18 protein-coding genes are annotated in these 17,931 nt (G+C 49.9%); 9 read left to right on the top strand and 9 right to left on the bottom strand.

What is annotated here, in order from left to right; all coding sequences use genetic code 11:
- Nucleotides 1–3: 3 nt before the first annotated feature.
- Together NG796_RS05020 and NG796_RS05025 are read right to left on the bottom strand one after the other, a co-directional pair.
- Complete coding sequence (locus NG796_RS05020) at nt 4–1,581, bottom strand: hypothetical protein (RefSeq protein WP_261204818.1); 1,578 nt, start codon at nt 1,579–1,581, stop codon at nt 4–6.
- The gene (locus NG796_RS05025) at nt 1,574–3,463 is read right to left on the bottom strand and encodes a serine/threonine-protein kinase (RefSeq protein WP_261204819.1); all 1,890 of its coding nucleotides are present in this window, start codon (nt 3,461–3,463) and stop codon (nt 1,574–1,576) included. Before NG796_RS05025 ends, NG796_RS05020 begins: the two co-directional genes overlap by 8 nt.
- Nucleotides 3,464–3,825: 362 nt before the next feature.
- On the opposite strand from NG796_RS05025, the gene NG796_RS05030 reads away from it, so the two are divergent.
- Both NG796_RS05030 and NG796_RS05035 read left to right on the top strand, forming a co-directional pair.
- Complete coding sequence (locus tag NG796_RS05030; protein ID WP_254565854.1) at nt 3,826–4,308, top strand: 2Fe-2S iron-sulfur cluster-binding protein; 483 nt, start codon at nt 3,826–3,828, stop codon at nt 4,306–4,308.
- A gap of 251 nt (nt 4,309–4,559) precedes the next feature.
- Nucleotides 4,560–4,703 (top strand): hypothetical protein, encoded by a 144-nt coding sequence (locus NG796_RS05035; RefSeq protein ID WP_261204820.1) that lies wholly within the window; start codon nt 4,560–4,562, stop codon nt 4,701–4,703.
- On the opposite strand, the gene NG796_RS05040 is transcribed toward NG796_RS05035, so the two are convergent.
- On the bottom strand, nt 4,700–5,230 hold the full coding sequence (locus NG796_RS05040) for a pentapeptide repeat-containing protein (protein WP_261204821.1): 531 nt from the start codon (nt 5,228–5,230) through the stop codon (nt 4,700–4,702). The genes NG796_RS05035 and NG796_RS05040 overlap by 4 nt on opposite strands.
- Nucleotides 5,231–5,350: 120 nt before the next feature.
- Here NG796_RS05040 and NG796_RS05045 point away from each other — a divergent pair, with 120 nt between their 5' ends.
- A complete protein-coding gene (locus NG796_RS05045) occupies nt 5,351–5,932 on the top strand; it encodes a YraN family protein (protein WP_261204822.1) in 582 nt (193 codons plus the stop codon).
- A 60-nt stretch (nt 5,933–5,992) separates the two neighbouring features.
- Here NG796_RS05045 and NG796_RS05050 read toward each other — a convergent pair whose 3' ends face one another.
- The gene (locus NG796_RS05050) at nt 5,993–6,382 is read right to left on the bottom strand and encodes a hypothetical protein (RefSeq protein ID WP_261204823.1); all 390 of its coding nucleotides are present in this window, start codon (nt 6,380–6,382) and stop codon (nt 5,993–5,995) included.
- A 677-nt stretch (nt 6,383–7,059) separates the two neighbouring features.
- On the opposite strand from NG796_RS05050, the gene queA reads away from it, so the two are divergent.
- Nucleotides 7,060–8,235, top strand: a complete 1,176-nt coding sequence (queA, locus tag NG796_RS05055) for a tRNA preQ1(34) S-adenosylmethionine ribosyltransferase-isomerase QueA (protein ID WP_261204824.1) — start codon at nt 7,060–7,062, stop codon at nt 8,233–8,235.
- Between the two features lie 112 nt (nt 8,236–8,347).
- Here the strand turns inward: queA and rpmF are convergent, their stop codons facing one another.
- The gene (gene rpmF, locus NG796_RS05060; protein ID WP_261204825.1) at nt 8,348–8,527 is read right to left on the bottom strand and encodes a 50S ribosomal protein L32; all 180 of its coding nucleotides are present in this window, start codon (nt 8,525–8,527) and stop codon (nt 8,348–8,350) included.
- A gap of 135 nt (nt 8,528–8,662) precedes the next feature.
- Complete coding sequence (locus NG796_RS05065) at nt 8,663–9,505, bottom strand: Npun_R2479 family HD domain-containing metalloprotein (protein ID WP_261204826.1); 843 nt, start codon at nt 9,503–9,505, stop codon at nt 8,663–8,665.
- 472 nt (nt 9,506–9,977) lie between these two features.
- Between NG796_RS05065 and NG796_RS05070 the strand changes: the two genes are divergently transcribed.
- The 3 genes from NG796_RS05070 to NG796_RS05080 all read left to right on the top strand — a co-directional run bounded on the left by NG796_RS05070 (nt 9,978) and on the right by NG796_RS05080 (nt 11,543).
- The gene (locus NG796_RS05070; protein ID WP_015151489.1) at nt 9,978–10,178 is read left to right on the top strand and encodes a hypothetical protein; all 201 of its coding nucleotides are present in this window, start codon (nt 9,978–9,980) and stop codon (nt 10,176–10,178) included.
- A gap of 457 nt (nt 10,179–10,635) precedes the next feature.
- Entirely contained in the window at nt 10,636–10,992 is a 357-nt protein-coding gene (gene psb28, locus NG796_RS05075; protein ID WP_261204827.1) for a photosystem II reaction center protein Psb28, read from the top strand.
- 212 nt (nt 10,993–11,204) lie between these two features.
- On the top strand, nt 11,205–11,543 hold the full coding sequence (locus NG796_RS05080; RefSeq protein WP_015151491.1) for a P-II family nitrogen regulator: 339 nt from the start codon (nt 11,205–11,207) through the stop codon (nt 11,541–11,543).
- 112 nt (nt 11,544–11,655) lie between these two features.
- Here NG796_RS05080 and rdgB read toward each other — a convergent pair whose 3' ends face one another.
- Both rdgB and NG796_RS05090 read right to left on the bottom strand, forming a co-directional pair.
- Nucleotides 11,656–12,261, bottom strand: coding sequence for an RdgB/HAM1 family non-canonical purine NTP pyrophosphatase (gene rdgB, locus NG796_RS05085; RefSeq protein ID WP_261204828.1), 606 nt, complete (start codon nt 12,259–12,261; stop codon nt 11,656–11,658).
- Between the two features lie 64 nt (nt 12,262–12,325).
- On the bottom strand, nt 12,326–13,792 hold the full coding sequence (locus tag NG796_RS05090) for a phosphoglucomutase/phosphomannomutase family protein (RefSeq protein WP_261204829.1): 1,467 nt from the start codon (nt 13,790–13,792) through the stop codon (nt 12,326–12,328).
- Between the two features lie 442 nt (nt 13,793–14,234).
- On the opposite strand from NG796_RS05090, the gene NG796_RS05095 reads away from it, so the two are divergent.
- The gene (locus NG796_RS05095; protein ID WP_261204830.1) at nt 14,235–15,407 is read left to right on the top strand and encodes a calcium-binding protein; all 1,173 of its coding nucleotides are present in this window, start codon (nt 14,235–14,237) and stop codon (nt 15,405–15,407) included.
- A gap of 220 nt (nt 15,408–15,627) precedes the next feature.
- On the opposite strand, the gene NG796_RS05100 is transcribed toward NG796_RS05095, so the two are convergent.
- Nucleotides 15,628–15,975: a hypothetical protein gene (locus NG796_RS05100; RefSeq protein WP_261204831.1), complete on the bottom strand. Its 348-nt coding sequence runs from the start codon at nt 15,973–15,975 to the stop codon at nt 15,628–15,630.
- Between the two features lie 982 nt (nt 15,976–16,957).
- Here NG796_RS05100 and NG796_RS05105 point away from each other — a divergent pair.
- Nucleotides 16,958–17,785, top strand: a complete 828-nt coding sequence (locus tag NG796_RS05105; protein ID WP_261204832.1) for a photosystem II manganese-stabilizing polypeptide — start codon at nt 16,958–16,960, stop codon at nt 17,783–17,785.
- The last annotated feature ends 146 nt before the right edge of the window (nt 17,786–17,931 follow it).

A 17,931-nucleotide genomic window follows, 5' to 3' on the forward strand; every position in this document is an offset into this window, starting at 1 on the left:
CCGTTAACTGGGAATAAATTCGATCGCCAAGCCTAGCTGTGCCCACCCGGATTGCCAGTATTGCTGGGAGGGGCAAATTTCTACTCCGATGGTATCCTCACCGGCTAACAGGGCTGCCATGAGGGTTTCGACGGGCTCCCCGGCCATTTTCCCCGGAGTTGAAGGCCATGAGACCCCTGACAATCCGGCCCATAATCGGGCGGATAACTGTTCCAGGGCGATCGCTTCAGGATACCATCCACTCCGGTCCGATTGAATCACGGTCCCCGATGCCAAAGGCGTGACTGGACTGGGAGGCTGTCCTGTGGCAATATCAATTTCCCAAGACAATCTCGGGGTTTCCACGGTCAAAATTCCCACCAGTCGCACCATTCCCGCTTCCCACTCTCGTTCGGGTTGTAGGATACGGGCATGGACTCCAGCGATCCATTGCATGGCCTCTAATCCTGACCCTAGCATCTTCCACAACAGTTGAGAGGCTAATTCGTCGATGGAAATCTCTAGGGGAGGGGGGAGTTGGGGAGGGGTGAGGGCGAGGCGACTGGCGATCGCCACGAATAAGGGAATCAATTCCGACTCTTCCCCTCGGTTGTTGTTTCTAGGGATGCCATGATTCTTTTCTTGCCAGTCCCAGAGGAGAGGAAGAACCTCAGCGGCAATCCCCCCACCGGAAGGCCCAGGAGTTCTGGAGGAATCTGGATAATCTACCAGCGGTTGTACCGGACGAATTTTCGCCGAGGTGGGGTGATCCGGGTCTGAAAAGGGTTCCGAGAAGAACTCCAGTTCCGGATCCCGGACAAATTCAAACTCTAAGGTGAGTTGAATCTGACCCACCTGCCAGGGACTCCCGGGTTCGAGGAATTCCACCGCAGTGGGTTGGAGGAAGCGGGCGAGTTCTGGGGTGGCGAGGTGCAGTTGTTGGCAGAGTTGGGACAGGAAGTCGCCCAGGGGAATAGACTCGCGCAAGGGGGCGACTGCATCAGACTGAATTCGGGTCGTTTTGGAGTCGAGGGGGACTAATTCTCCGGGGTAGGGACAAGGGCGATCGCTGGCAAGGTCAAAAAACCAGTGGCAATCCCCACTCTGTCCCCGTAATCCAAGCACCAGTCGCACCATTCCTCCATCCCATCCCTGTTCCGGTTGGAAAATATGGGCCGGAATCCCGCTAATCAGTCGCATCACGGCTTCAGAACTGCTGACGGCGTACCAGAGGAGTTCCGGAATCCAGTCTTCTAGGGGGATGAACCGGGTTTCTGGGGGTGTATTTGGGGCGGGGTTGGGTTCTGGGGTGAGAATAGCCGCTTGTTTGAAGGCATTGAGGACCTGACAAGCTTCGGGGAGGAGGTAGGGGGTGAGAATTTCCGGAGTGGGGGGAGAGTCGAAGTGCGGGACGGCTTCGGGTCCCCGCATTTCAGCCACCTTTGCAATGAGGTTCTCCCAGGCAGCGATCGCCCCAGGGTCTAAGCAACATTTAGCCCCTTTAGGGCTAGTCTTTGAGGGAATCAGCTTGAGAATGGTCTGCCGGACCTTTAAGGGGTTAAAGGGGGAATGTTCCGGGTTTAAGAGTTGGGGTTCACTCATGAGGTTTCCTTCCATCAATCTGGAAGAAGTGGATCGCGCCGCCAAATTCGGTCCGGGTGGCGATCGCTAAATTCAGGGGACTCGGTGGCATTTGGGTTTTGGAATGGAAGGCGGCAGCGAGGGCGATCGGGGACCCAGGTCCTTGCACCGCAGCAACTGGCTCTAAATCGTTATTAAACCAGAGAATTTGCCCTTTCTCATCAGCAATCGCCCCACCCCCAGGGACGACCGATAAACAAACCGGCAGGGTTGCTAAGGGTAACCGACGCACCCGCAGGGGCCAAAGTTGAATCTGCCAGAGGGCGGGTCTGGGGTGACGGCTGATTCCCGCCAGGGTATAGGGTTGTTCGGTTAAAATTACCGGGTCTAAAATGCCCTGAAAGGATTCCGACCCGATCCGGGTTCCCCGACGGGTATAAACCTGAAACAGGGTCCGGCCCTGGTTTGGGGTGGAATCGTAGCGGATTGCCAGGAGATGTTTGGAGTCGAGAAATAGGATTTGAGGTAGCTGATCGTCAGGAATTGGGCAATGATGGTCCGGGGCTTTAAACCCGGTTGGGAAGAGGGTAGCGAGGGAATAAAAGTGAAGTTGTCCCGGAAGGGCAATGGCTAACCAGTGGCAGTCTGGGTCGATCGCCATCCGAAATTCCCCATCGCAGGTGAGTTGGTGTTGGGGTTGACCCTGGGCGATCGCCAGCCAATATAACCGACGTCCGGTGCTCACCCAGCAGCCCCCCGTCACCGGCAGAAGTTCAGTGACGCGATCGGGAAAATCCACCACCTGGGGCGGGAGGGCCAATTGATGCCAAAGTCTCACCTGATTTGCATGGGCGGCGTAGAGATAGCCATCCTGGGAGACTAATGCGGTGGTAGGGACTGGCAGGGGAGTGCGGGAGTGTTGGCTACTGGAGGATTCTGGCCTTTTCTGCAAGGGGGACTCGTGCAAGGGTAACGGGCGATCGCTCAAGAGTCTTACCGCTGGTTCATTCATCGCTTCCTCTATCCCTTGCGCCATTTGCGCCGCGCTGGCATACCGACGCGCTGGCAGTTTCGCTAAGGCTTTTTCCAGGATTACCCGCAAGGGCAAAGGCACCTGTTCGGGAACCTGCAAGCGCTGATTCAAATGCGCCCACATTAGGTCCCCAGGTTTTCCGCTAAAGGGACGATATCCCAGAAGCAGTTCAAACAGCAAAATCCCCATTGAGTAAATATCCGCACCCCGAGAGTACAAGCCATAAAAGCCTTCGGGGGCGGCATAAGCCGTCGCCCCTACTGCTGCCATTTCATCATTCTCCCCTCGATGACTCCCTTGGAGTTCGCCGAAACGCCGTGCAATGCCAAAATCGGAGAGGCGGGCAAACCAGGACCCGTTTCTCACGCTCAACAGGATATTTTCGGGTTTAATATCACAGTGAATGATTCCCGCCTCATGAGCGGATTCTAATCCGGCCAGAATCCCCAACATTAATTGCATCCCTTCCCCTAAACTCAGGGAAGCATTGGCTTCTAGGAGTTCCCGCAGGGTTGCCCCTTCACAGTAGTCCATCACCAAATATCGGGCTGTGGTGGTTTGTTCTAAGGCGCGACAGGTGACAATATGCGGATGTTGCAAGGTGAGTAAGGACAACAGTTCCCGCAAAAATTTATGGGTAGGTAAACGCAGGTGAGTCAGTTCTTTGAGGGCCACCAATTGGCCGGTTTTGCGCTCAATGGCACAAAAGACTTTGCCAAATTGCCCCTGCCCAACTAATGCTAAAACTCGATATTTGGGTAGTTGCTTTTGGAGTTGCCGCAATTCCGTGGGTGTTGCGGGACCCGAGGGACGACTTCCTCTCAGATAGCCGCGATTCGGCCCCTCATCGGATTGGTTAGTCCGGTCCATCCTCTCTCCCTTGTTGATCATGTCTTGATCATGCGATCGCTCTGTCCTCTGATGAGTCATCCAGACTCTGCGGGGGTATTGCCCCTTCCTATCCTAAATCCCTTTGCCCGCAAATGACCGTTTCCCACCCGGTCTCAGATATCCTGACTGGAACCGCCAATGTCACAATAATTAAGATTGAGCCAGTCTTCAGGGTGCATTAACGTTTAAATTTGTCCGATTCAGCAGCATAATTATCTTTAATTGTCAAGGGTTAATATCAAAAAAAGGCCAGTCCCCTTGCCCGTTATCCCCGCAGTTAAAACCGGATCTACCGTAACTCGGAATCCATCCCACAACCCACCACCAATCACCCAATTAAGATGGTCAAAATTGTTCGTTTAGAACCAATCGCCCAAGATACTGAAGTTCAGACCAATGCTAACATTCTCTCGGCCCTACTCGCTGAAGATCTCCACGTGCTCAAAGAATGTGGAGGGCGAGGATTATGTGCCACTTGCCATGTGTTTATTAAACAAGGTATGGAGAGTGTCTCTCCAATGGGACGCCGAGAACAACGGACCCTAGAGGTGATCACCACCGCCAAAACTAATTCCCGCCTCGCCTGTCAGTCCCGAATTCTTGGAGAAGGGGTCGTCGTCGAAGTTCCGACGGGGATGTATCTCGATGCGATTGAAGATATCGAGGCCCTCATCGGGCGGCGCACGGAACAAGATTTATTACATCCCATCACAGGTCAAGTTGTGGTGGAATCCGGTAAGTTAATTACGCGATCGGTTATTCTCGAACTCAAAGATGTTCGTCTCCAAGTCGGACAATATTTAGCCCGCACTCGCGAAGCTTAAAACACCCAGGTTTCTGAGTGCAATCCTCTCCTCAGTTCTGAAATAAACCGCTTTCATCATTCCCAATTCATCCCCCCCAATCTCAGGGAAAGAGGGGCTTTTAAGGCAACAGTCCTGCCAGAGTTCTTCTGACAGGACTGCCTGTTATATTGACTTGTTAAAAAGACCTTTGAGGTCTGTGTTATTTTGATTTTCTATGTTTTTACTTTATCTGAATCTCAAAAGACCGGACATCTATCTTGAGAGAGAAGTTGCTTGAGTCTGGGGTTAGAGGCAGTAGAACTGGAGGAGGTGAAACGACCTCCTGGGAGAAGCAAAAACGGGCGATCGCCCCCCTGGAATTGCCCGTCCTTGTCCATCCCTTTCCCCAACCCGCTTTAATTGCAATCAATTAATCGCAATAAAGGGTATCCCGGGTGTTGCGTCCCGTCACCGGATTGGTCCCCGTCGCGAGTTGGCAGAGGATTTCATTGGCATCATCGCGTAGAAAGACATCGGTAAAATCTGCACCTTCGATGTTGGCCCCGTTAAATTTAGCACTAAAGGCAAAAGACCCTTCGAGGATGGCATTTTTGAGGTTAGCTTTGATAAACCGGGCGGTATCTAAGGTGGTGTTACTCAGGTTTGCGCCTTCTAAATTGGCCTCTTCGAGGTGCGCGGCAAATAAGCTGGCCCCTTGCAAGTTGGCATGACTGAGGTTACTTTTCCGGAGGTTAGCGTGGTTAAAGCTGGCTTGGGTAAGGTCACGCCCAGAAAAATCGGCACCGAGGAGGTTTTCTTTGTTATAGTTTTGGGCGAGAGCGTCGGGAGGATAAGCTGTGGTCAGGGTGGCGACGGTTCCGACTGCTGAGATCCAAACCAGTACGGAAATAACCAGACTCATGACCCGAGTCCAACCCCAATTACAAAACCAATTTTTCATACGTTCGTTTCGTCGATCCAAAAGTGACTCCTGGGCAATGGGAGGAATAAGTTTTACTAAGAAAGAAAATTCAAGTATTCGTTGTTATTTTACCAGCAAGCGTAACCCTGGAGTTGTCTGATGTCTGCTTCTTCTCCCCTGTGGTGCAGTATCCCGGCTGATCCGAGTCAAAACCCCGGTTTGTGGGGTGAGGCGTTGGTGGCCCAATGGTTACTGGATACGGGGTGGGAGATTTGGGCGCAGCGTTGGCGCTGTCGCTGGGGGGAAATTGATGTGATTGCTTGGCAGTCGGGTTATACAACACAAAGTAGCTCGTTTGTCAAGGGAGATATTACCCCGGATTGGGTCCGGAGTGAGGGGGGTCTGGTGACTTTTGTGGAGGTCAAAACGCGATCGCCAAGGAGTTGGGATGCTGGGGGTCTCCTGGCAATTTCGTCCGGGAAGCAAGCCAAACTGATCCAAACCGCCGAGTTATTTTTAGCGGAACATCCGGAGTTAGCGGAGTTTCCCTGCCGGTTTGATGTGGCGTTGGTCCAATATCAGCGGCAGAGGCGATCGCCTCAGTTGGGGGTTAACCTCCCAGGCGATCGCGCCAGTCAACCCTCACCGCCACGGAATCCCGTCTGCCTCGGTCAACCCCAACCCATTGGAGATTATTGCTTTACCCTGCATGATTATATTTGTGGAGCGTTCGATGCCTAAATATCAAAACACCCTAATATTTCCCGGTGACGAGACTTCGGTTGTGGGAATTGGCCCGGATTATGCTAAAGTTTCCGGACAATATCCCAACCCTTGCACAAATTGTTCACGAAACTCCTCAATTTCACTCAAATCAGGATGACCGTGAGAGACGACGGCAATCTGATAACGACGCATCACCTCAATCGGAGACTGTTCGTTTTCCAATGCCCATAAGGCCATTTGCAAGCGGATACTAGGTTGACCCGGGATTCCGAGTTCATTCATAAAGGCTCGAAAATCCCCATCCTGGTGCGCTTTGAGGGGGTGATTCATTTTCACCCGCACAATCCATCCATCAATTTGATGAATCACGGTGAGGAAACGCACCGGCAGGTTCCCGCTTGTGTTAAGATATTCCGCAACTCTTAGGGTTAGACTGGCATTTGCCAGGTGATAGAGGTAATCCATCTTCACCAATTTCCGTATTCTTGGACAATAATGAGTCATCTGGTTTGTCCTGTGGGTTAGTTGATTGCTTGTTGGCTCAGGAACCTAGCTCTCCCCATCCCTAGCAAAGCTTTAATCACTCTAGCTTTTGGACTTTGTAGCGCCAGGTAAAATATGGCTACATGAGTTCAGGCCAGTGCTAGGAAAGGAATCCAGATGCTGTGCGTTCTCATGGAATTTAAACGAGACTCAACTGAAGTCGGGAAGAATTGAACTTCTGAGAGATGAGACTTTAGAGGAGGTATTCGGTGGGGAAAATCGGAAGATTTTGCCAACTTTGTGAGGGGTTGATCTGCTTTGATCTAATTTACCCCTGACCTCGTGATCCTTTGATCCCGTCACCATCAAAGCTCCACCTTCTATTGTGGCGATCGCCTGGTTTTTCTAACATGGGTAAGATCCCTCTGATGATATGGGGAAGTCTACCCAAGTTTTTACACCTACTGAGAAATTACCTTTCTTTAAACATTTCTTAAACTATCCTAGGTATTTATCGCCAGGTTTCCCTCAACCCTTCACTCCCTTCGTCTTTAAATTTAGCCGATTTTTAAAAAAAGTTTAATTAGCTAAACCTTACATTATAATTTTCTATCTTAGCACAGATTAAACCGAATAAATCCCTTTTTGGGATGACAAGTATGTTCCCTAACAAAATCGATTCTGAGACCCTAATCTCCCCGGTCACCGCCCTCAACGGCCCCAGCCACAGTAATACGGGGGGCGATCGCACCCTATCCGGATATGACTACCACCTGCCGGAAGACCGTATCGCTCAGAATCCGGTGACCCCTCGGGATCATTCTCGTTTGCTGGTGGTGGATTCCCCCACCACTCACCAGCATCGGAGATTCCGCGACCTCCCCAAACTCCTAGAACCCGGTGACTTACTGGTTCTCAACAATACTCGGGTAATGCCTGCTAGACTCTACGGCTCTAAATCCACAGGTGCACCTGTTGAGGTTCTGCTATTAGAAGAACAAAAGGAGAACCAGTGGTTAGGATTAGTCAAACCGGGACGGCGGTTAAAACCGGGGGCGCTGATTCGGTTTCCTGCGCCAAACCCTCCAGCGGGCGAACCTCTATCAAACTCCACCTTATGGGCCACGGTTTTAGCCACCGATGACGCGACGGGGGGGAGAATCTTGCAATTTGAAGCGGCACCGGGAGAGTCAGTGCGAGAGTTGCTAGAGTCCTATGGACAGGTGCCGTTACCGCCTTATATTACTCAATCGGTTGCTTCACCGGACCAGTATCAAACGGTTTATGCGGAACAGTCTGGATCCGCAGCCGCACCTACGGCGGGGTTGCACTTTACGGAAGAATTGCTCGATCGCCTGGAAGCCAAGGGAATTCATCGCGCTTTTGTCACCTTGCACGTCGGCGTGGGAACCTTTCGCCCGGTGGAGGTTGAAGATGTTACCCGCCATCAAATGCATGAAGAATGGGTGCAAGTGCCGGAGGAAACGGTGAAAAAAATCCGCGAAACCAAAGCGCGGGGGGGTCGAGTGATTGCGGTGGGAACAACGGGAGTGCGATCGCTTGAAGGTGCAGCGGTTACCGGGGAATTGCAGCCGTTTTGTGGCAAGACCGATTTATTTATCTATCCGGGATATCAGTGGCGCGTCGTCGATGGATTGATTACCAATTTTCATCTACCGAAATCGAGTTTGCTGATGTTGGTGAGTGCATTAGTGGGGCGCGATCGCCTGTTGGGATTGTATCAGGAGGCGATCGCTCAGGAGTATCGCTTTTATTCCTTTGGGGACGCGATGATCATTTTACCTGCTGCCAAAACTGAAACCTCAGCCTCCTAAAAAATTAAGCATCAAGCACTTGACAAATGACAATGCTTCATGCTTGATTTTTGCCTGGAACGGATAGCAAGACGCGATCGCCCGCGTCTTGACCATCAATGAACCCCAACCGTTAGGATTCTTCGTCCTCGTTATCTTCGTCAGAAGGATAGACAAAACCCGTAGAACGTCCGGTCAATACCGACTTGCCGAGGGACAGGGCTTTTTGAGCTTGTAAAGCTGCTTTGTTCTTCCAAGTTGCTTTACGTTTATCGCGCTTGGATTTCGAGGTTTTCTTCTTGGGAACCGCCATAACCTGAATGACTCAAATTTTTGACAACCTTTCCATTTTAAGCCATAATCTTGACTCTGCGATCGCACCGCGAGTCGTTTGCGGCTTTCTGGGGTAAAAAATTTTCATACCCTACCCAGTTTTCCCCCTGGGTCCTCATGAATGAAAATTTTCATGCTCGATTACAAACACATTGGCATACAGATTCGCTAAAACCTGTTGTCCCTGTTGGGTCAGCCCTAAGTAAGGGAGGGCCTCCTGAATGTAAGGATAAACGCTTTCCCAATAAACCCGAGGATATTTGGCCCGCAGATCCCCAGGGTTTTCATACCCCAGCTTTGCGTTCATGCCAATTTCTTCAAATTCATAGAACAGCGCACTAATCTTTTTCAAATATCTAGGATCGCTGAGTTGGCCGACTAGGGCCGCCGCCCGCACCAGTCCCGGATAAGTGCCATTTTCCTGAGAATCCTCAACCATCGGCATGGGAAACCGCGTTAGTTCGATATTCCGCTTGAGGGCTTCAGCATCAATCAGTTTATGGCCGCCAAAGCGCTCTTGAATAAATAGCTTATCGCGATCAACTCGATAGGGTGTCAAACTCGCAGAGGTCGCCCCTTCCGGTAGAGTCACCGTTTCGCCATTGCAACCCGTGGCATAGATTCCGGCAGCGGTTTGATCCTGTTTGCAAACCCCTTTGACATAGCCGATATCGTGGCAGACGAGAGAAATGATAAAGTGCAGCCAATCTTCACAGGAAACGCCCCCCTCACGGATGTGTTTCCCCCGCAAGATCTCTTGTCCCACTAACGTGATGTTAATGGTGTGTTCGATATTGTGGTACAAAGCATCGGTATTGGCTAGGTTCTCTAGGGCCATGTGGCCCGCCCACCCGATAATATCCGCATAGTCTGGTTTCAAACCCCCGTATGTCCGGGCATAGCCTGCTTTAAGCTGGCGCACGAAGTCATCAATCAAGATTTCCGTGGTATTAAACATATCCCCTTCTGCCTGTTATTATTAGCGCTTGATTGCCCTGGAGGGACCAAAAACGCCGAGTAGACCGCAAACTTTGCTCCTGTCAATCATAGAAACTCGGTAGGTGAGCTTGAACCAGAGAATTAGGTGCTGGTATTCAGTGTAGACAATTGGGTGACCTCAGAGGTAAAAATACAGAGTCAGACTCCGACTCCAGTCCCCTTGGGAATGGGAGTTAGAGTGGGGTCCCACCTTGCTTTGATCGGGAGACCCGAAATGAGGCGTCTGTGGCAACTGGGGACTTGTCTTCCCTAGCCGTTTTTTCAATATACGGTTTTCTGGTCTATTTCAATGATGGAGATCCTCGGGAGTCGCGATCTAGATCACACCCATACCCTGGATGCGATCGCATCGTAGAAAAGCAGAATCGCTAAGATCTATATCATATCGATCCTACCGATTTTCAGTGGAAATTATAGGTTTCCGTAGAACAATGGAACTAACCGCAGCCATGTCTCAAGTCCCGCTGGAAGAATTATACGGTCAAGTCATGTTTTCTAATGTGGTGACTCGTGCCGATCGCCAACAGCTTAAAGCCGCGCTGCTAAAAGATTGCTTGAGCGAAGATGAACAAGCCATTATTGACCGAGTGCTTTATAATGTCCGCCGGGGATGGCTCCAGCTTATCGATTGAACTCCCACCCCCTTATAAAAAAACCTGCTTCTGACTTTAAGCAGTGAGTACGGTATCTTTTTCTTTTATTCGTTTTATCCGATTTTATATTCGGATGTTGTCCGCTGAGAACAGTTCCTCAACCTGTCAGCATCCTTTGGTTTTTCATCTCTTAATTGATTCTCCCAGACTCCAGAATCTTCAAAGGGCAAAAATTTTGATGAATCTCCCTCTCCTGGAGTGAGTATTGAGGGCAATTTTTGCTGAGCATTTTATAATTCTTCCCTAGGACCTTGGTTTAGCATTCTGTCCTAGAGATCTCATCCCTAGGCTGTAGCCCTTACTCGGTCCCCTTGACGGTCAAGGGTTGGTGTAGGCTGAATCAGAGAAGTTAAACCCTTGACCCGGTAAAGATTAAGCGCGATCGCCCCTCGGAAAAAATGCTACGATAAGAAAGACGTTTAGACGGGTGCGACTCGTGAGTGTCTCCGTACAATTTATCAAGGGTTTAGATGAGGAACTCGGCGGAATTAGTCTGCGAAAAGGCCGAAACTCAGGAACGAAAACAGTAGTATTACTGTTTGAACGGGTCCAAGCGATGGAAAAAGGCCGAAGCTTTATCAATAAAATAGAAACCTTAAATTTGTCTGATGAAGAAGGGGAAATTCAAGTCATTCCCAATGGCATGAAATTTCAATTTGTTGATGATGATAATCTGTCTCAAGCTGAATGTTCGTTTGAGGTGACTTCTGATGAAGCTTGGGAACGGGTGATGAGATTTTTGCACCGATATGCCGATGCACATGGGTTTGAATTTCAAGCCCCTCAAGTCTAGGCTTTCTTCTGGGGCGATCGCCAATCCGAGGGCTATTAGCTGGGCTCAATGGGATTGATTGACCCCCGCAATTTTCCCGGATCCTACCCTAACTGGCACCTCAATCGAGAATTTCTGTATCAAAAGCTACAAAAACCCAGGACAGGGCGGTGATACTAAGGTACGATGCAGGTTACGCAATCAGCAGTTCAACAGCGTGAGGAGTCAGAAGCTTGAAAAAGGTAGAAGCCATTATTCGGCCATTTAAACTCGACGAAGTAAAAATCGCCTTAGTTAACGCAGGCGTAGTAGGGATGACTGTTTCAGAAGTCCGAGGCTTCGGACGGCAAAAAGGTCAAACTGAACGGTATCGCGGTTCTGAGTACACGGTAGAATTTTTACAAAAACTCAAAGTGGAGATTGTCGTTGATGACGACATGGTGGATCTCGTGGTGGACAAAGTTGTTGCTGCCGCTAGAACTGGCGAAATTGGGGACGGTAAAATTTTCATCTCTTCCGTAGATGAAATCGTCCGGATTCGCACCGGAGAAAAGAACCTGGAAGCCATTTAGAACCCTGAGACAGAATAAAGACTCCTGAATTGAGACTGATTTAATGGATCCTCAATTCCTCATTCTCCGTTCTCCTCAAATCCCTCTCCAACTTAGGTTGGAGAGGGATTTTTTAGGAAAAATCTAAGGTAGCCAATTGAGGCAAGAGAATCTTAAAGGCTTCACCCCGATGACTCAGACGTTTTTTAGTCTCGGGGTCCATTTCCGCAAAGGACTGACGCTGTTCGGGGTGGTAAAAAATAGGGTCGTAACCAAAGCCGTTATTTCCCCGGGGACGATGGAGGATCCGACCCGGACAAATCCCTTCCGCTTGTAAGGCAATAGAACCATCGGGACGGGCGATCGCAATGGCACAGACAAACTGCGCCTCGCGATTCAATTCACTCCCTAACTCAAATAGCAGGCGATCAATCCGCTCCTGATCCGTTGCACCATAGCGAGCGGAAAAAATCCCGGGACTACCATCGAGAGCATCCACAGCCAACCCCGAATCATCGGCGATCGCCCATTGTCCCGTTGCGATCGCCACCTCCGACGCCTTAAGCACTGCATTTTCCATAAAGGTCTCGCCGGTCTCCTCAACATCGATTTCTGGGGGTTTAAGCTGCAATTCCCAGCCCAACTCTCCCAAATAAGCCTCCATTTCGTCGAGCTTACCGGGATTGCTGGTGGCAACCACCAGGGTTTTTTGCATTTCAGGTTCGGATTCTAAAGTCATAGTAGGAAAAGGGATTCTGTATCAACGGTTCAGAAGGAGCGGAAAACAACGGGAAAATGACCCGCTAAACCCCCTCGGCCCATTGTTTGGCCCAGGCTAAGGTATCACGGACTTGGGCTAGGTTGGGAGCTTCACAATACAGCCTCAAAACGGGTTCAGTGCCGCTAAACCGAATCAGCAACCAACTGCCATCGCTTAAGCGGAATTTGTAGCCATCAATAGTCAGACAATCCACCACAGATTGACCGGCGATTTCCTTCAATGTGGTGGTTTTGAGTTGTTCCCGCAGGCGATCGGCCACGGCCATACTGCTTAAGGGTAAATCGATGCGATCGTAGCTAAAGTGGTAGTCCGCTTGGTCCTGAGCCCGACGATACAGAGTGCCTAGTTCTAAGCCGGAGTGAACGATCGCCTCTAGGAGGTACAAAGAAGAGAGCAAGGCATCCCGTTCTGGGACATGAGTGCCATATCCAATACCGCCCGACTCTTCGCCGCCAATCAAGACGCGATTTTCTAGCATCCGATCGGCGATATATTTGAAGCCAATCGCCGTTTCCATCAGAGGTCTATCGTACAATTTGGCTACCCGGGGAATCAGGTCCGAACCACTGACCGTTTTGATGACGGCCCCCATAAATCCGCGCCGTTTAGCGAGATGTTCGATTAAGACGGGGATCAAGATTTGGGAACTGAGGAAAGTGCCATCACCATCAACCGCAGCAATGCGATCGGCATCGCCATCGAAGACAAATCCGACCGATAACCCGGGATTGACCGATCGCCGGTGAGTTCGCATGAGTCGGAAGAGGGAGGAGAGGTAGCGCGGCAGGGGTTCTGGGGCACCGCCATCAAAGAGGGGGTCGCGATCGCTATTGATTTCCTGCACCGGGACCTCCAGGATTTTACCCAATCCCGTAGCTCCCGCCCCATGCATCGCATCCACAAACACCGTGAGTTGACCTTGGGCGACGGCCTCTTTAATCCGGGCAATATCCACCATTGAGCGCAGCATTTCGCAGTAACTCGGCCAGATATTGAACTTCTCTAACTTCCCTGGGGAAGCAGACCCTACCGGGTTTTCCTGTGCCAGTTGCGCTTCAATCCGGTGGGTGACTTCCGGAGGAACTGAACCTCCAAATGCGCCCTTGACTTTTAAGCCCAGGTAGGCTGCCGGATTATGGGAAGCAGTCAAGACAATGGCACCGAGGGCCTTGCGTTGGTTGGCTAACCAACTAAAGGCGGGGGTAGGGGCGTAGGATTCTGACAGCATCACGTCAAACCCCACAGATTGGATAGACTCAGCCGCAGCTTGGGCAAAGGTTTCCGCCATAAAACGGCGATCGAACCCCACGATAATCGTTCGGCTTCCCGTGGCGGGTCCATAAACTTCCTCTAAAATCTGGGCGGCGATCGCCGCCACCCGGACCACCCGCTCAAAAGTAAAATCAGCGGCAATCACACCGCGCCAACCATCGGTACCAAACTTAATCGGGCTACCATTCACGGGGAGAGAGATAGGCGCAGAGCTCATAAATATGTGCCTCAAACCACAATAATTGTTAAAGAAATATCAACTTAGCCAGGATCCTAATCGACCCTCAGAGAATCAGCGCAAAAGATAGATTGACTCATCAGGTTTTGCACTCGGTGGTTACCGACTGATCTCTGTCCTAAGCGTTTAAGATTTTATCAAAAAACTTGAGAGATAAAACAGGTTTAAACAGATTAGTCAGTGAAAGTTCGTCCCTTTAAAGGAGAGATTTGTGAGATATTTTAGGCCAAAAGTTAATGAATCGACACAATCGCCTGGTTCACAGCGATCGGGTAAATCAATACTAGACCGAAGGCACTTGACCCAATGTAAATATTTGGTAATTTTTCGGGGACTGGTTTACTGGGAGCAATCCTTAAAACTGCTAAAATAATTGAGTCTGTTTTATTCTCTTGTAAATTCAGGAAACCCGTAATCGAATATGGCTATTATAATTGGCACAGAGCAGGCTGACCTCATCTTGGGAACCGTTGAATCGGATTCAATTTTGGGCTTAAAAGGTGAAGACACAATCGACGGAAGCTCAGGAAATAATACCATCAACGGTAACCAGGGGGCGGATATCATCAGTGGCAAGGAAGGGGATGACTTCCTGTTTGGGGGTCAAGGAGATGACGTCATTTATAGCGGCACGGGAAATGACACCCTCTTTGGAAACTTAGACAATGACAACCTATTTGGGGAATCTGGAAACGATCTGCTATTAGGTGAGGCGGGACGAGATATCCTCTACGGGGGCGATGGAAATGATCTTTTGCAGGGTGGGGATGATAACGACACCCTCCTCGGGGACACTGGGGATGATACGCTATTTGGAGAAATAGGCGATGACGTCTTATTTGGGAATAAAGGGGATGATCTGATCCTAGGAGGACTGGGAGACGAAACCCTCTATGGTGGACGGGATGACGATAACCTGTTTGGAGAAGAGGGGAATGACCAGCTATTTGGGGATTTAGGAAATGATATCTTAAATGGCAACATCGGTACCGATACCTTAGAGGGGGGAGAAGGTGAAGATACCCTCTATGGTGGACGTGGGGATGACAGTTTTTTTGGAGGTGCAGGAAGTGATTGGCTGTTTGGGGATTTAGGTGCGGATAGCTTGACGGGTAGCACCGGGTCAGACTATTTTGTGTTGCAATCAAATGCTGGGGTAGATTTGATTACTGACTACAACCCGCAAGAGGATTTCTTAGCTTTAGATAAGGGCTTGGAATTCGGGGATTTGGACTTTAAAAATATTACAAATGTTGGTCCAGATAATAGTCTTACCTCTAGTACCGCTATCTTGCTTAGAGATACAGAAAGAATTATTGCCATTTTATCGGGAGCGTCCGCCTCTACTTTCACCGGGGCAGATTTTGTGGATATTTCTGGACAACCGATTTCTATTGAACGTCCCCCCGTGGAAGATAATACGAGTGAGGAAACTGAGGATATTACAGCGACTAATAATCTATTTGCGACGGGTTTGGCGGATCTGTTTGCAACGCCGACAGAGGAGAATTTGGAATCTAGTGTTAATCAGAATATTCGCAGTGGATCTGATTTTTTGGCCTTGGATAATACGGATAGCCTGGGACTAATTTAACCCGAGGAATAGAAGAGGAGGAGATCAGGAGTGGGAGCGGCTGAAACTTTAAACTATTAGGGAGCCAGGGTAGGGGCGATCGCCTTTGAAGTTGACCCAGGGATCATGTGAATCCCAAGGACAATAGCAGCCTTTTAGAAAAGAGGGTAAGCCCGGAATTACAATCAAAGGGACCCTCACGAGGGTCGAGTTCCTGATGGACCCGACCCTCCCCAACTTGTTATTCTCCGTCAACCCTCACCGAATCCTCAAGATCGGGGGTATGCTCGATCGCCGCTTCTGATAACACGTCCAGGAGCGATCGCAACTTGATCCGCTGGATGTAGGGCCACCCTCCAGAGGTTTCGATATCTCGCAACAAGTTGTAAAGTGCCTGTCGGTTACTGGGTAGAGATTCCAAAAACAAACTTTCGCAAATTTCTCGATGAAGTTGCTCTAAAGTCCGCAGTAACTCCAAGAGTGCCAGACAATCCCCTTGGTAATGATTGGCGACAAGTCGCAAGTCTTCAATCGTACTGCTTAAATTGGGTAGTTTGCCGTCAGAGTCAAGATTTGTAGTCAAGTCCATTGTAGTTTTTTTGCCTCAAAGTCGCGGGTAAACATTCCAATCCTTAAGCTGGGCTTTCACCGGCTTGTACTGGGAGTCTATGGCTATCAAATTTGATATTTTATCTAACTTTGTACCGAGGAAGAGAAAGGGGATCCGTTGAGGTTCGGTTAAAAATCCGGGTTTCCCGAGGCGATCGCTCCCTGACTCCCTCCATTCTTAACGTAGGGGGACCCTCTAGGGTAGAAACTCGGTTGCTTGAAAAATTCCCCGCCTGGGTTGCAACAGAGTTTTCATTCAAACGCTTCAGTCTCAGTGGCGATCGCTCAGACCCTCTTCAACCTTTCTCGCCTTCAAGGGGTTGGTTTCCGAAGTTAAGATACTCAATCCGCCAGTCTTTATCCCGATCCCAGGTTTGAGGATCCCTATAAATGGTGCATTCTGGCATTGATGAAAATACCCTTGGATTCCAGAAAATATCGTCTGGGGATCACAACCCTTGCATTCTTCCCTCTCTCCACAAGAATTAAAAGCAACCTACGTTACGATGGGTGCTTATTTCGGTAAAATGCTCTATGGCATCTAAAACCAACGTAAAATGCTTAAACCTCGACAGGACAATTCCCGCTTCCCTGAGAAGTCGGAGTCGCCTTGTCGCCGTAGCAAGCTGAAACGGACCGAGGAGATCATCTCTTCCGGTCAGCTTACCCAATCCCGCTGACTGACCTAGATGCAACCTCCTCAATCCCGGATCGCCGAACAAAAACGCCCGCACTCTTTTCCGACAGTGCCACAACTGACAAAACCGATTGAGGATTTGGGTGGCTCCGTCGTGATTTCTGCGGTAGACGTTTCGTTGTCATAGATGAGTAAGTTTACTCATTAGTTCTGAATCGAACTTGCAAAGGCTTAACGGTTTGGGTTCGGTCTTTCAAACGAAATTGAACCCAAACCGCAGATTAACCCCTGGTGGGATTGTCAAATTTTGAAATAAAGGTTGACCATGAGGTATCGCGCTTTAATTGTCGCATTTCTAGCAGTATGCTTGAGCGTGCTAACGGCTTGTAGTGAAGGGCCGACTGTGGGGAGTACAGAACTCACCTATGATGATATTAGAAACACGGGTTTAGCAAATAGCTGTCCGGAATTGGCAGAAACCGCTCGGGGTGCAATTCCCATTGAGGGCAGCCAATCTTATTTGCTGAGTGAGCTGTGTTTGCAACCGACGGAATATTTCGTTCTGGAAGAAGGCTCCAATAAACGGAAAGAAGCCGAATATATTCCCAGCAAACCTTTGACTCGTTATACCTCCTCCCTGACCCAAATCTCTGGACCCTTAGAAGTGGGTGGAGATGGCAGCCTCACCTTCGTGGAAAAAGATGGGATCGACTTCCAAGCGATTACCGTCATGCTTCCGGGTGGTGAGGAAGTTCCTTTCCTGTTTACCGTCAAAGGACTCAAAGCCAAAAGTCAACCCGGACTTGATAGCATTAATACCTCCACCGACTTTGAAGGCGACTATACCGTTCCCTCCTACCGTTCTGCTTCTTTCCTCGACCCCAAAGGTCGTGGCGGAGCCACGGGATATGATAACGCCGTTGCGTTGCCTGCCAGCTCGGATGCACAGGATTTGAATCGGTCCAATGTTAAGCGTGCACTTCAGGGTAAAGGTCATATTTCCCTGAGTGTTTCTAAAGTCAACAATGCCACAGGCGAAATTGCTGGTGTTTTCGTCAGCGAACAGTCTTCGGATACTGACTTAGGTGCAAAAGAACCCGTAGAAGTGAAGATTCGCGGTCTATTTTACGGTCGCGTGGAACCAGACGCATAAGCGATCGGGTTGCACTCATCACCTGAAGAATCCGACTAAAGGGGCAATTGGCCCCTTTTTTTTTGAGATGGGGAGGATGGGGAGGATGGGGGAGATGGGGAGGATAGGGGAGATGGGGAGGATGGGGAGGATGGGGAGGATGGGGA

The sequence above is a fragment of the Laspinema sp. D2d genome, assembly GCF_025370755.1.
Lineage (GTDB): Bacteria > Cyanobacteriota > Cyanobacteriia > Cyanobacteriales > Laspinemataceae > Laspinema.

Excerpts from the sequence above, each read along its gene's own strand:
- NG796_RS05100 (WP_261204831.1), bottom strand. The coding sequence starts at position 15,975 with ATGGACTTGACTACAAATCTTGACTCTGACGGCAAACTACCCAATTTA.
- NG796_RS05050 (WP_261204823.1), bottom strand. The coding sequence starts at position 6,382 with ATGGATTACCTCTATCACCTGGCAAATGCCAGTCTAACCCTAAGAGTT.
- NG796_RS05070 (WP_015151489.1), top strand. The coding sequence starts at position 9,978 with ATGGAACTAACCGCAGCCATGTCTCAAGTCCCGCTGGAAGAATTATAC.
- NG796_RS05025 (WP_261204819.1), bottom strand. The coding sequence starts at position 3,463 with ATGGACCGGACTAACCAATCCGATGAGGGGCCGAATCGCGGCTATCTG.
- NG796_RS05065 (WP_261204826.1), bottom strand. The coding sequence starts at position 9,505 with ATGTTTAATACCACGGAAATCTTGATTGATGACTTCGTGCGCCAGCTT.
- rpmF (WP_261204825.1), bottom strand. The coding sequence starts at position 8,527 with ATGGCGGTTCCCAAGAAGAAAACCTCGAAATCCAAGCGCGATAAACGT.
- NG796_RS05090 (WP_261204829.1), bottom strand. The coding sequence starts at position 13,792 with ATGAGCTCTGCGCCTATCTCTCTCCCCGTGAATGGTAGCCCGATTAAG.
- queA (WP_261204824.1), top strand. The coding sequence starts at position 7,060 with ATGTTCCCTAACAAAATCGATTCTGAGACCCTAATCTCCCCGGTCACC.
- NG796_RS05020 (WP_261204818.1), bottom strand. The coding sequence starts at position 1,581 with ATGAGTGAACCCCAACTCTTAAACCCGGAACATTCCCCCTTTAACCCC.
- NG796_RS05040 (WP_261204821.1), bottom strand. The coding sequence starts at position 5,230 with ATGAAAAATTGGTTTTGTAATTGGGGTTGGACTCGGGTCATGAGTCTG.
- rdgB (WP_261204828.1), bottom strand. The coding sequence starts at position 12,261 with ATGACTTTAGAATCCGAACCTGAAATGCAAAAAACCCTGGTGGTTGCC.
- NG796_RS05045 (WP_261204822.1), top strand. The coding sequence starts at position 5,351 with ATGTCTGCTTCTTCTCCCCTGTGGTGCAGTATCCCGGCTGATCCGAGT.
- NG796_RS05030 (WP_254565854.1), top strand. The coding sequence starts at position 3,826 with ATGGTCAAAATTGTTCGTTTAGAACCAATCGCCCAAGATACTGAAGTT.
- NG796_RS05095 (WP_261204830.1), top strand. The coding sequence starts at position 14,235 with ATGGCTATTATAATTGGCACAGAGCAGGCTGACCTCATCTTGGGAACC.
- NG796_RS05105 (WP_261204832.1), top strand. The coding sequence starts at position 16,958 with ATGAGGTATCGCGCTTTAATTGTCGCATTTCTAGCAGTATGCTTGAGC.